General features: G+C 38.0%; 13 protein-coding genes. 11 read left to right on the plus strand and 2 right to left on the minus strand.

Going from position 1 to position 13,751, the window contains the following annotated elements:
* Positions 1 to 93 precede the first annotated feature (93 nt).
* Positions 94 to 1,485 (minus strand): RtcB family protein, encoded by a 1,392-nt coding sequence (locus tag AC0INN_RS00890; protein WP_306611251.1) that lies wholly within the window; start codon positions 1,483 to 1,485, stop codon positions 94 to 96.
* Positions 1,486 to 1,682: 197 nt separating this feature from the next.
* Between AC0INN_RS00890 and AC0INN_RS00895 the strand changes: the two genes are divergently transcribed.
* From AC0INN_RS00895 to AC0INN_RS00940, 10 genes are all read left to right on the plus strand, one after another.
* Positions 1,683 to 2,015: a HopJ type III effector protein gene (locus tag AC0INN_RS00895; RefSeq protein ID WP_273647289.1), complete on the plus strand. Its 333-nt coding sequence runs from the start codon at positions 1,683 to 1,685 to the stop codon at positions 2,013 to 2,015.
* A gap of 205 nt (positions 2,016 to 2,220) precedes the next feature.
* The gene (locus AC0INN_RS00900; RefSeq protein ID WP_172276952.1) at positions 2,221 to 3,234 is read left to right on the plus strand and encodes a helix-turn-helix transcriptional regulator; all 1,014 of its coding nucleotides are present in this window, start codon (positions 2,221 to 2,223) and stop codon (positions 3,232 to 3,234) included.
* A 53-nt stretch (positions 3,235 to 3,287) separates the two neighbouring features.
* Positions 3,288 to 3,413, plus strand: a complete 126-nt coding sequence (locus AC0INN_RS00905; protein WP_262888793.1) for a hypothetical protein — start codon at positions 3,288 to 3,290, stop codon at positions 3,411 to 3,413.
* A gap of 310 nt (positions 3,414 to 3,723) precedes the next feature.
* Entirely contained in the window at positions 3,724 to 4,287 is a 564-nt protein-coding gene (locus AC0INN_RS00910) for a hypothetical protein (protein WP_273647291.1), read from the plus strand.
* 115 nt (positions 4,288 to 4,402) lie between these two features.
* Positions 4,403 to 5,449, plus strand: a complete 1,047-nt coding sequence (locus AC0INN_RS00915; protein ID WP_172276958.1) for a glucokinase — start codon at positions 4,403 to 4,405, stop codon at positions 5,447 to 5,449.
* 154 nt (positions 5,450 to 5,603) lie between these two features.
* On the plus strand, positions 5,604 to 6,170 hold the full coding sequence (locus tag AC0INN_RS00920; RefSeq protein ID WP_172276961.1) for a YceI family protein: 567 nt from the start codon (positions 5,604 to 5,606) through the stop codon (positions 6,168 to 6,170).
* Between the two features lie 78 nt (positions 6,171 to 6,248).
* Entirely contained in the window at positions 6,249 to 6,875 is a 627-nt protein-coding gene (locus tag AC0INN_RS00925; protein ID WP_172276964.1) for a YceI family protein, read from the plus strand.
* A 72-nt stretch (positions 6,876 to 6,947) separates the two neighbouring features.
* Entirely contained in the window at positions 6,948 to 7,595 is a 648-nt protein-coding gene (locus AC0INN_RS00930) for an alpha/beta hydrolase (protein ID WP_273647295.1), read from the plus strand.
* Positions 7,596 to 7,695: 100 nt separating this feature from the next.
* On the plus strand, positions 7,696 to 9,042 hold the full coding sequence (locus AC0INN_RS00935) for an ammonium transporter (protein ID WP_273647296.1): 1,347 nt from the start codon (positions 7,696 to 7,698) through the stop codon (positions 9,040 to 9,042).
* Positions 9,043 to 9,137: 95 nt separating this feature from the next.
* Entirely contained in the window at positions 9,138 to 10,556 is a 1,419-nt protein-coding gene (locus AC0INN_RS00940) for an L-serine ammonia-lyase (protein WP_306611256.1), read from the plus strand.
* Between the two features lie 360 nt (positions 10,557 to 10,916).
* On the opposite strand, the gene AC0INN_RS00945 is transcribed toward AC0INN_RS00940, so the two are convergent.
* Positions 10,917 to 11,762 (minus strand): prephenate dehydrogenase, encoded by an 846-nt coding sequence (locus AC0INN_RS00945; protein ID WP_172276976.1) that lies wholly within the window; start codon positions 11,760 to 11,762, stop codon positions 10,917 to 10,919.
* A gap of 359 nt (positions 11,763 to 12,121) precedes the next feature.
* Between AC0INN_RS00945 and AC0INN_RS00950 the strand changes: the two genes are divergently transcribed.
* Positions 12,122 to 13,747: a T9SS type A sorting domain-containing protein gene (locus AC0INN_RS00950; RefSeq protein WP_273647298.1), complete on the plus strand. Its 1,626-nt coding sequence runs from the start codon at positions 12,122 to 12,124 to the stop codon at positions 13,745 to 13,747.
* Positions 13,748 to 13,751: the final 4 nt, after the last annotated feature.

The following is a 13,751-nucleotide window of genomic DNA, read 5'->3' on the forward strand; positions in this document are numbered from 1 at the left end:
TCGCCAACAATTACGATAAACAAATGACTAAAATCAAAATCTGTCTGTCATAATTATAGGCGAGAGTATATCAGGGAAAGTAATTTCTTACTATTATCCGTTCTGTGCTTTTCTAAATTTTCTTTTCTTTTTCCATGGTGCATTTTTCCCGACATCACCAGCCATGATACACCCGTAAGGCATCACTTCATCCAATACTTCACATAATCCGTATTCTTCAATCTGTGCTCTTACGTTTTTAGCACTTTTATATGCGGTCGGTAGTTCGGAAATATCAATTTCATTGGAAAAGAAACGGATATCCAATCCTTCGGTTTCTTCAGCAAAAACTTCTTCAATGGTTTTGTGGGCCAATGATCTCTTATGCTGACTTCTGCTGAAATTTCTTCCTGCTCCGTGAGGGGCAAAACCCAGGTTTCTTTCATTGGTGTTTCCCTGAACTATTAAAACCGGTTCTGCCATATTTAATGGAATCAGTCTTGGTCCTGTAATATCAGGCATGAATTTATCATCCAGTGGGGTTGCTCCTTTTGCATGGTAAAAAAGATCTCCGTCTTTGAAGACAAAGTTGTGCTCATTCCAGTACCTGTTCTCTTTTTCAATTTCCATTTTATATAAAACGGCATCATGGATGGAAGTATGGTTTTCTTTCGTCCATGTTCTGATCAGCTGCAGAGCTTCCCAGTAAGATTTTCCCTCTTCTGTATCATATGGGATCCAGGCATTCTCTTTCAGCGTTTCCGGTGAAATATCCTGTCTGAAACGATTGGCAACTTTCATCCCTTTATCGTAAAGAGCAGCTCCCGGAGCTCTTGAACCATGATGAGTAACCAACATGGTATTTCCTGTATTTTTAGAAATACCAACGAATAAGAAATGATTTCCATCGCCCTGTGTTCCCATATGAGAGCGGGCAATGCTGATCAGCTTTTCATCATTAAGGAAATAATTTTCCCTGAACGCATCCATCAGTTCCTGCGACATTGGCATTTGTTCTCCTCGTGCTCTTCCTCCATATCCGAAATGAGTTACCGAATGAGCAGTATCCAAAACGGCTTTAGGATCAGCTTTTCCAAAATCAGTCAACATCACGGAACAGCAGATATCTGCACTATGAAACCCGGGATGGATTGCATTTTTAGCAATAACCACACCACCCACCGGTATATGACCTTCTGGTCCTGTCGGACAGGCATCAGGCATTAAAGCTCCTCCAACCAATGTTGGGGTTTTCATTAAAACCTGCATGGTTTTGATTACCTTTTCCACGTTATCATTTTCACTTTCGTGCTCAGCTCTGATGTTGATGATGAAATCTTTTGGGGTTTCATGCAAAGGAATCTGGTCCGGTTGTTTATATTGCTCCAGATACGTTTTGATCTGAGTTTCATCCAGATTATTTTCGTTGATATATTCTATGGCTTCTTTAAACCATTTTGCGGGTCTGAACCCTAATTCAATTAGGTGATTTCCATTAAATTCCATGTGTTCTTTCAATTTGATGATGCAAAGTAAATATACAAGTATGCAATCTTTTTGCGTAGATGAATTTTTTTTGATTATTTTTACAAAAGCGAAAAGCTGAAAAGCAAAATAACGGAATTGCCACAAAGTCAATTGAAGTTATATTTTAATGATTTAACCATTTTGCCAATTCGCTCTTTCGCCTAAAAAAAATAAATATGCTATTAGAACAAGTAAAAAATTCTCCGGAAACCATTCAGTTTAAAGATGTCATTGCCTACATTGATGAAAATTATCATTTTACACCTACCAGATTCGCGAATGGGAATACAGTGAACGAAGCGGATCAGAATAACGGATCATGTAAGGTATTCAGTTTTGGAAAGCAGAATAATTTGTCAAAGGATGAGGTATTAAGTCTTTTCGGAGATTTTTACAGAGAAGATGTACTGAAAAATCCCGATGGAACAGATCATCAGAATATCAGGAATTTTATGGAGTTCGGATGGGATGGGGTTTCTTTTGATGGAGAGGCTTTGGCGAAGAAATGATTTTGATTATGATGTATTAATGTATTAATGTATTAATGTATTAATTTTTCAAATAAGTTATTAAGTCGTTGATTAGAGTTGAACGGAAAGACTATCTGTGGTTTTTGATTTATTTACATTCAATTAGAAAGGAAATAAGGAAAAGAAAAAATTCCGGCTGAAAAATCATGTTGCGGAATAAAAGACATTTCAATAAAATACAATTATGTCATCGAACAAAAATGCCCTGATCCGATATAAAACATTGGATAAATGCCTGAAAAACAAGTATAGAAAATATACGCTGGAGGATCTTATCGATGAATGTTCGGAAGCCCTGTTTGAGTTTGAAGGCAAAGAATCATTTGTCAGCAAACGTACGGTCCAGCTTGACCTGCAGAATATGCGGAGTGAAAAATTTGGCTATGAGGCACCTATTGAAGTCTACGACAGAAAATACTACCGATATAGTGATCCGGATTATAGTATTCATAATATATCAGTAAATGAAAGTGACCTGAAGGCAATGAATAATGCCGTTCAGATCCTGAAGCAGTTCAAGGACTTTTCCATGTTTAAGGATATGAACGGAGTGATCCAGAAGCTGGAAGACTCCATCCATTCTACAAACCAGAAGTCGATTATCCACCTCGATAAGAATGAACAGCTGAAAGGGCTCGAACACATCGATATACTATATGAAAGCATTTTAAACAGGAAAGTACTGAAGATCCTTTATAAAAGCTTTAAAGCAAGAGAATCGGATTATTACACCGTACATCCGCAGCTCCTGAAGGAATACAATAACCGTTGGTTCCTTATATGCTGGTTTAAGAATAAAATGTATAATCTGGCCTTGGACCGGATGGAGGAGATTTCTGTTGATGAAAAGGTAAGCTATATTGATAAAGAATTTGATTCGGACCGTTACTTCGGGGAAGTGATCGGGGTTACGGTTTCGGATGGGCAACGTCCGCAGAATGTTATCTTTAAAATTAACCCAAAACATGCCCCTTATGTCAGAACCAAACCTTTTCACCATTCCCAGGAGATTATAAAGGAAGATAAAACCGGAACCACATTTAAAATATGTGTTCAGCTGAACTTTGAATTGGAGAGAATGATATTGGGGCTCGGCGAATTTATAACGGTTTTAAGGCCTGAGAGGCTCAAAAAAAGAATTCAGGCCAGTTTGGAAGAAGCATGCCGGAATTACCAGCTTTTGAATACCAATGAATAAAGCGGATTAATAAATGGCTTAAAAATTGTAATGATAAACCAAAATTACTACATATGAAATCAAGAATTCTTAAGGCGGTTATTGCCATAGTTGCACCACTTGTTATAGAATATATCGTAAAAAAAGTGAGTGAAAAATTAGATAAAAAGGAAGAAGGAAAAAAGCAGATTCCAGCATAAGTACAACGTAATCTGGAATGATAAAAAAAGACTGCCCTGAAAAGGCAGTCTTTTTTTCAGGTAATAGCGGTTGGATAAAATCCATTGACAATCGCTCCTGAAAGCACTGAACTTAATATTTTAAACATTTTTCACTTTTTGGCTATTGCTTTTTCGAGACTTAATTAAACATTTATTTAAATTTTAACAAAAATTAACTGTTTAATTTTCAATGATTTGAGTCGTTTGCGGATGTTAAAGGAGTGAAAAACGACCTGCTTGGCATGATTTTTACAGCATTCTGAATAGTAAAATTTAAAGATCAGAAATTATGAAAATGTTTAAACAAGCAGTTTTACTAGCTGGAATTTTAACAGCAGGTGTAGCAAGTGCACAGAGCGTACAGATGAACAACATGCTTAAAGTAGGAGCGAATGTAGGATTAGCTGTTCCTTCTGATAATCTTTCTGCTGCTGTGGGTGTGGATGTGGCTTACCAGAATCTGATTACTCCGGGAGTTGGATTAGGTATCGCAACTGGTTATTCCCATTATTTCGGAAAAGAAAACAACGGATATAAAAATAATGATGTAGGGGTAATTCCTGTAGCAGCATTATTGAGAATTTATCCAAAGCAAACAGGTTTCTATTTTGGGACTGACTTGGGTTATGGATTCCTTGTAGGGGATGATAAAGTAGCTTCCAATACTTCGGTTGACAGACCAAGCGGAGGTTTTTATATCAAACCTGAAATCGGGTACCATAATCAGGACTGGAATTTCTTCGTACAATATCAGAAGGTATTTACAGGAAGTAAAGGTGATTTAGTAAATCAGGACTACAATGTGGGTAACATTGGTGTCGGATTTTCTTACAATATTCCATTAGGAAAGTAGTTAGATTTATATATAAACAATTATTAGCCAAAACCTTTTCATCTTTTTGAAAAGGTTTTTTATTACCGTACACGATTTCCGAAAACTATTATTATATTTGATAAAATTTGTGATTATGAACTTAAATCCAAAATTTCCCCTTTATTTACCGGGTGTAAAAGACAGCAATAATAATGATGTTTCCATCATTGGAGCCAACTTACGTGAGGATGTTACCACTTTAGGATACTATGTGTCTGGTAATGGAGGGCTTGATATAAAATTACAGACAAGCTACCCGACAAAAGAACATGCTTCTTTTTCGGAAATCCTGAAAAAATTTATTCAGGAAAATCAGCTGAGCAATGTGAAGCGTTTAGGAATAGCGGTTCCGGGACCGGTTCTTAATGGGAAGAGTAACCCTGCCAGATTAGGCTGGAGTTTCGACGTAGACGAATTTAAAAATGAATTCGGATTCGAAAAAGTGGATATGCTTAATGATCTTGAGGCATCTGCTTATGGAATGGGACTTCTTGAGGACAGCGACCTGGAAGCTATCTACACAAGCGGACACCTTGAAAAAGGAAATGTTGCGATCCTGGCACCTGGAAATGGTCTTGGGGAAGCGGGGTATTTCTTTGATGGAAAATACTTAAGACCTTTTGCTACAGAAGGCGGACATTCTGAGTTTTCACCAAGAACCAATGTTGAAGTGGAATTTTATCAGTTCCTGAACAACATCTATGGGATTGTTAGCTGGGAGAATGTTCTTTCCAAAACAGGGCTTTTTAATATCTACCGGTTTTTAAGAGACGTGAAAAGACATCCTGAGCCTGAATGGCTGGCGGATCGACTTGCCAACGGTAATTTTTCACAGGAGATATACAAGGCAGCCGTTGAAGATGATGTGTTGATCTGTAAAATTGCATTAGATACCTTCCTGGAATTTCTTGCGAGAGAGGCTAATAACCTTACCTTAAAGCTTAAGGCTACCGGAGGATTGCTGATTTCTGGCGATATTCCGCAGATGCTGAATGAGTATATGGATAAGGCAAAATTCTATGAGAAATTTAAAATAAGCGATAAAATGGAAGACATGTTGAGGAATATTCCTATCTATCTGATCAGGAATAATCTCACGGGTTTACATGGTGTCGCACTGTATACAGCGTATTACGAATAACAAATAAGAAAATAAGAACTCCGGAAACTCCGGAGTTTTTTATGCCTGATATTATTCATGAAAATAATTGGTTTTATTGATGTACATCAATAAAATCTATCAAATAAGATAGCTACATTTGTATCGTTAAATAACAATTAAATAAATTTATTCAATGAAAAAAATATTATTATTAGCGGTTTTAGCTAGTGGATTGGTTTTCGGGCAATCAAAAAAAGTGGTAGCATCTGATGTTCACTGGTGGGGTTATAAAGTAGCAAAATCTGAGGCAAGTTCTCATGACGGTACAGTAAAAGTGAAGTCAGGAAACCTTGTTATGAAAGGAAATGATGTTGTGGGTGGATCTTTCGTTTTAGATATGACTTCTATTACGTCTACAGACCTTTCCGGAGAATACCAGACTAAGCTGAACGGACATTTAAAGAACGGAGATTTCTTCGAAGTTGAGAAATATCCTACAGCTGCTTTTAAGATTACTTCCGTAAAGAAAAACAATGATAAAATATACAACTCTCTAGTAACAGGAGATCTTACAGTAAAAGGAAAAACAAACAGTATTTCTTTCCCTGCGAAGATTGCGTACAGCAAAGGAGTAGCAAGTCTTGTATCAGATAAATTTTCTTTCGACAGACAAAAATTCGACGTTGCGTACAAATCAACAATGCAGGATGTTTTTGTGAAAGATGATATCGATATGCTTGTAAAAGTAACTGCTAAATAATTTAATCAAAAAAAGATTGTTAAAAGTGTAGAAGTTCTACACTTTTTTTTATTTTTGTTGAATTGTAAATAAAAAAGAATGAAAAGACTACTATTGTTTGCTATGATGTGCGTAGGTATATCATTTGTTTCTGCTCAGAGAAAATTTGATAAGGTTTCGAAGGTGACCTCTTCTGAGATCAGATGGTGGGGATATAAGGTTGTAAAAACTGTACCTACATCACATTCCGGAACAGTAAAACTGAAAAGCGGAAAATTCAATTTTGATAAAACGGTTTTGGTAGACGGTGAATTTATAATTGATATGAGAAGTCTGATGGCGGGGGATGTTTCTGATGAAGATCAGATCAAGCTGACCAACGACCTTAAAAGTACCAATTTCTTTGAAGTTAAAAAGTTTCCGATTGCGAAATTCCACTTAACTAAAATTATTCCTCTGGCAAACAGTGAGTACAATTCAACGGTATATGGGGATGTTACGATAAAAGGAGTGAGAAAGACCATTACTTTCCCTGCTAACGTATATGTTACACAATTTACGGTAGTGATTGAGTCTGCTAAATTCTCATTGAACAGAAGGGATTTCAAAGTATTCTATCAGTCTTCTTTAAAAGATTATTTCATTAAAGATGAAATGGATATCCAATTCAAAGTTTCTACAGAAAAGCTGGATAATGATAACAGGGTTCCTGTAAAGAAAAAATAAAAGGTTTTACTTTAACAATAAATTAAATATGGGTAGCTTTCAATAGTTACCCATATTTTTTATTTTAGCAGTATGAAAATCTATGTAATAAGCGGACTTGGTGCAGATTTTAAAGTGCTGGAAAAATTGCAGTTTCCTGCACATCTGGAAGTGGTGTTTATAGACTGGCTCATTCCGGGGCTAAACGAAAGTTTTCCTCAATACGTTGAGAGAATGGCGTCAAAGATTGATGATTCGGAACCATTTTATCTGTTGGGGTATTCTTTTGGAGGAATTATGGTGCAGGAGATCAATAAAATAAAACCGGCTGAAAAAGTAGTGATTTTAGGAAGTATTAAATCTGATAAAGAAAAATCGAGGTTAATAAGAGCCGGACAGATTACCAGGATCCCTAAAATATTACCTACTCGTTTTTTTAATGAAAAAAATACAGCGGCATATTCTGTGCTCAGGAAGTTCTTTGATCCAAAAAATCCTAAGGTTTTACAGTATTTCAGGGTGAAAGATCCTTATTATCTGAAATGGTCCATAGAAAAGATTTCAGATTGGAGGTTTGATGAAAATCCTGAAGTGATCCAGATATTAGGTGACAGGGATATTGTATTTCCTGTGAAAAATTCAAAACCGAACTATATTATACGGGGTGGAACCCATCTGTTTCCCGCTACTAAATCAAAAGAAGTATCTAAAATTTTAAATGAAATATTTCCTGTGGAATAGATTTTAAATTATTATGCGTTAAAATTTAAGGGTTGTTTTGTTTTTAAATGTGTTTTTATGAAATTTATCCCTATTTTTGATAGGGTTAAAATATATTTTTATGAAAATTGGTTTGAAATGGATCGTGTCCTTTGCGGTGATATCAATGGTTGCTATCGGTGGTTTGTTTTGGTCACCGGTAACGGACCTGCCGGATTCAGGTGAGTTTTTAAGCGAAGATAAGATCGTAGGGGCTGATGTGGCGTGGATTTTAGCAGCAGCAGGACTGGTATTGCTGATGACACCGGGGTTGTCCTTCTTTTATGGTGGAATGGTGGGTAAAAAGAATGTGATCTCCACCATGTTGCAAAGTTTTATTGCTTTAGGAGTCATTTCTATTCTGTGGGTTGTAGTTGGATTTTCTTTGTCATTCGGTGATTCTATAGGTTTTGAAATGAACGAAGAGCACTATGGACTGATCGGTAATCCCTTGAGTTACCCCTTTTTTAATCATGTAGGTGTCTTGCCGCACAAAGCGATGGCTTCTACCATTCCGTTTATTTTATTCGCTCTTTTTCAGATGAAATTTGCGGTGATAACTCCCGCACTGATCACCGGTTCTTTTGCCGAACGGGTGCGCTTTATTTCCTATCTGCTGTTCATGGTTCTTTTCAGTATATTCATTTATACGCCCCTTTGCCATATGGTATGGCATCCGGACGGTTTGTTGAATAAATATTTTGGTGTCAAAGATTTTGCAGGCGGAACCGTAGTGCATATGAGCGCAGGATTTGCTGCTTTGGCAGGAGCAATGGTTGTAGGAAACAGGAAAAACCCTCACCATGAACCTTCGAATATCCCTTTTGTACTTCTGGGAACAGGAATGCTTTGGTTCGGCTGGTTTGGTTTCAATGCCGGATCTGCACTGGGAGCCAATGCAACTGCTGCCACAGCTTTCGGAACCACAACTATAGCTTCGGCATCAGCGATGATGACATGGATCCTTTTTGACCGAATTAACGGAAGGAGTGTTTCTGCATTAGGAGCATGCATCGGTGCTGTAGTAGGTCTGGTTGCCATTACCCCGGGATGTGGCTTTGTATCTGTTCCGGAAAGCTTATTTATCGGATTTATTTCAGCTATTGTTTCCAATCTGATGATGAACTGGAAGAAACTCAAAAAAATAGACGATACCCTAGATGTTTTTGCATGCCATGGAGTAGGGGGAATCATGGGAATGATCCTGACCGCTATTTTTGCGCATGGTGAAAACGCAAGCCTTCTGCATGGAGGGATTGAAGTATTTGCCCACCATATGATGGCGTTGGTTCTGGTTTCTGTGTTTGCATTTTTTGGCTCTCTGGTTTTGTACCGGCTGACGAACAGAATGATTACCCTTCGGGTATCCGAAGAGTCGGAAAATATGGGACTGGACATGTCTCAGCATGAAGAAAGCCTAAAATGGTAGCGGGCACTTAAATAATTATTTTAATCCTTATGTGAAGGGAAGCATAATAACGATTTATCATGTATCTTTGTGATGAGGAAAATGATGAATCTTTTATGGAATCAATATCAGTATTTGAGATTATTAAAGTAGGTATAGGCCCGTCCAGTTCGCATACGATGGGACCATGGAATGCAGCTTCTGCATTTATCAGAATTATAAAGAGAGAAAGATCGATCACAGAGGTGAAAGAGGTCTTTCTTGAATTTTTCGGTTCTTTAGCAAAAACCGGGATAGGACATGGTACAGATATCGCGGGAATGCTGGGATTGAATGGTGAGGATTACAAGACGATCAATACTTCAAAAATTGATGAGAAAATTGAGAAAATAAAAAGAGATGAGATCATCAATCTGGGTGGAGAGAAAGAAATTCCTTTTATCTACGGCTATCATCTGGTTCTCAATATGCAAAAATCCCTCGATTTCCATCCGAACGGAATGATTTTCAGAGCCGTTTTCGAAGATGGAACCGAACTGGTCCAGGACTTCTATTCCGTAGGAGGAGGATTCATTGCAAGCCAGGAAAAAAATTCGATCCAAAAGCATTGTGTCCGCACATTATACCCTTGTCATCACGGTTCAGATGTTATAAAATATTGTGATAAGTTAGGGCTTGAGAAGTTTTCAGACCTGATCATGATCAATGAAGAAAGCTGGAGGACCCAGGAAGAAACCAGACAGGAAGCATTGAATATCTGGACACAGATCAAAGAATGCATCTACAAAGGAGTCAACAAAGAAGGAATTTTGCCTGGTGGTTTAAATGTAACCAGAAGGGCAGCCGGAATCAACAGAAAACTTTTAGGGGATAAAATATATAAGAATATTGACGAATGGTTTCAGCTGGTAGTAGATGCCGAAGAAAATTTCACCAATATCAATAAATGGATTGCCTGCTTCGCTTTGGCTGTCAATGAAGAGAATGCAAGCTTCGGAAGGATCATCACAGCACCTACAAACGGGGCGAGTGGTGTTATTCCTGCCGTTTTAATGTATGCTCAGGCTTTCACGCCATTTACGAGTGAAGATGATATTATAAGATTCTTACTGGTTGCCGGAGAAATCGGAACCCTGTTTAAAAAGAATGCCACGATCTCCGCGGCTATGGGAGGATGCCAGGCTGAGGTTGGAGTATCTTCTGCTATGGCGGCAGCGGGACTTACTGAAATTTTAGGCGGAAGTGTAGGACAGGTGCTGATGGCGGCTGAAATCGCTATGGAACATCATTTAGGTCTTACCTGTGATCCGATCAAAGGATTGGTGCAGATTCCGTGTATTGAAAGAAATACAATGGGAGCGATGAAAGCGATCACCGCAGCCAATATCGCTCTTGAAAGCGATCCTGCAAAAGCCAGGGTAACTTTGGATGAAGTTATTCAGACGATGTGGGAGACAGCTCAATCGATGAGTGATCGTTTTAAAGAAACTTCGGAAGGAGGGTTGGCTATTGCAGTCAATGTTCCGGAGTGCTAGAAATATTTGTCACAAAAGTAATTTTCTTTTAAACTGATAGTCCTAAAGCTTTATAAGTTTAGAAAAAATGTACCTTTTTATAGTGACCTAGGAAACGTAGGCGTTAAGAAAATGAATGCTGTGAACGTTAAAAAAATTCTACTGTCTGAGTGCGGAGAGAAAAGTTAATAATAAACATACTTCAAATCCGCACGAGTTATAGAATTTTTAGAGAATAGGATCATTTTTAGCCGCAGTTTCCAGTCTTGAATTTTTGTTTCTTTTGTTTCAAGACAAAAGAAAAGATACAGTCAATTACTAAAGTTACGATGGATGATTCTCCTTCATCGAAATAGCAAAGAAAAATATTCAATAAGAGGATTACTTATCCAGTATTCCTCTTATTTTATTAGCATTGGAAATCAGCTCCGTTAAATATTCGTAATTTTCTTTTTCCAGAGCTGCCTTAAACTTACGTAGCTGCGAAATATGTTCATTAAGGACATCCAGAACATTTTCTTTATTTTGTTTAAAGATCGGAACCCACATTTCCGGATGGGATTTGGCTAGCCTTACCGTACTTGAGAAACCCGAACTTGCCAGCTGAAAGATGGTGTCTTCCTCTTTTTCTTTTTCCAATACAGTATTGGCTAAGGCGTAGGATGTAATGTGAGAGATATGAGAGATGTACGCGGTATGGACATCGTGGTCTTCAGCATTCATATAAATGAGGTGCATATCCAGGCCTTCTACAATTTTCTGAACGAGGGCAAGAGCGTCTTCTGCGGATTCTTCTTTGTTGCATATCACCCCGGCTTTTCCTGAGAAGCTCTCTGCAACGGCTGATTTCGGTCCGCTGTTTTCCGTACCCCACATCGGGTGGAAAGCTACAAACCTAGACCTGTTCGGGTGATCTTTTACGCCGCTTACAATTCCTGCTTTGGTGGATCCTGCATCCATTACCGTTTGGGTGCCTGATACCAGATCTAAAACTGTAGGTAAAAGCTTTCTCGCGGAATCAACCGGAATAGCAATAATCACAAGATCGGAATTCCTGATTCCGTATTCCAGGTCTACCTTGGCATCAATGATATGTAAGCTTAATGCCTCATCAAGGTGCCTGCTGCTGTTGTCTATTCCGTAGATAAAATCGGCAATTCCTTTTTCTCTCAACTTTAAAGCGATAGAGCCTCCAATGAGACCTACACCGACAATACTTATTTTCATTTTCTTTTCATTTTAAAATAAAAAACCCCGTCCTAGGACGAGGTTGTATATCATATATAAGAATCTCTATCCCAGATCTGAGTTAAATATTCTATAGTAATATGTTCCGTTATTTGTAATCACGAAGCGAAGGTATAAAATATTTTTGAAATGATAAATATGATTTTGATAGAAAGTTTTGCTTGTGAGGAAAGACTTTTGGTTTTATAATGCGACGGGTTTTGTCGCAATTCAAAGCTAACTTTGTACAAATGAAAAAGATGAAGTCAAAAATTTTCGATAAGTCTTTTCGTTGTGAGATAAAAAAGATTACTTTTGCGGCAATTATAAAAAATGAATTTAACAATTAAACACAAGGCATGAAAAAACTCTACTTGAGTGTACTTTCTATGTGCATTATTTCCGGGTTATCAGCCCAGGAAGTGGTTTGGCAAAAAGATATCAAATCCTCAACCCAGGATTTCCTAAGCCAGGTAACCACAACAATCGATCAGCAGTATCTGATAACAGGAAGTGTCATACAAGCAGGAAACCAGAAGAAAGATGCAGGAAGCAATACCCAGCAAAACAATGGCTACGACTTTCATTTGGTGAAACTCAACCAACAGGGAGATCAGGTTTGGGAAAAGTATTTCTCAGGAAACAATCATGATTATTTGTCTTCTACCGTAGCAACCCAGGAAGGAGGCTTTCTAATTTCAGGAACCTCATATTCCGGAAAGGGAATAGATAAAAAAGATGACTCCAAAGGAGGATCAGATATATGGCTCATTAGAATTAATGAATTTGGAGATGAATTGTGGCAAAAGACTTTGGGAACAAGTGCTGATGAAGAAGCCAGATCAGTTATCCAAACCACAGATTTAGGACTTGTTGTAGCCGGAAATGTTCAGAATGCATCCAAAGGCTATGGTTCAAAAGATATCCTGGTGATCAGACTTGATAAAAACGGAAAAGAACTTTCACAACTTATTTTAGGGGGAAGAGGATTAGACGAAGTGGAAAAGATGATACCCACAAGAGACGGTGGAGCACTTCTGGGAATCTATTCAAGAAGCTCTGAGTTTCGTGTTTCCGATTCCGGGAATCAAAACTCAGCTACAGGAACCTCAGGTTCCGTATCCCGCTATGCAAAAACCACTGAAAACTTTGGTGAAGGAGATTACTGGATCGTAAAACTAAACAAAGAAGGAAAGGTAGAATGGGAAAAGAACCTGGGAGGAAAAGGAGATGATCATCTAAGAACACTGGCTTTAACGTCAAACGGGTATATCATCGGAGGAGAATCAAGAAGTGAGAGATCCGGAAACAAGACGGTAGGAATAGAAGAAGGAACAGATTTGTGGTTGGTTTCTTTAAATGAAAGAGGAGATGAACAGTGGCAAAAATCCTACAATTTCAAAAACAGGGATGTTTTGATGGGTATGACTGCCCTAAATCAGCTATCAACTGACAACTCTCAACCCTCAACTAAAGGAATATTGTTGGGTGGATATACTCAGGCAGAAGGAAGAATAGAAACAGATGATGAAACATTCTGGATGCTGTATTTGGATGCTAATGGAAATGAACAGTGGAGAAAGCATGTGAAGGGAGAATCCAGAAAGAGAGAGGAGAGATTATCAGATATTAAGCTGAACAGGGATGGCTCCATCATTTTAGCAGGAACCAGTGCAGAGGAACTAGGGAAGGAGAACTGGAAGATTGTGAAGCTGGGAGATAAACAACTGGATCAGTTAATTGAAAAACAGGATATCAAGATCTATCCGAATCCGGTATCAGATTATGCTTATGTAGAAATAGGCTTTGATTTCAGGGAAGCGGATATTACTATGTATGATATGGGAGGAAGACAGCTTCAGAATCTAAAAACCAAGAATAAGGTAACGAAGATTAATGCACAGCCGTTGATACAAGGTGCTTATCTGGTGGTCATCAAAACGGATACGAATAAAACGGCTAATGCTAAATTGATTAAAAAATAATACA

Source organism: Chryseobacterium subflavum (assembly GCF_055762745.1).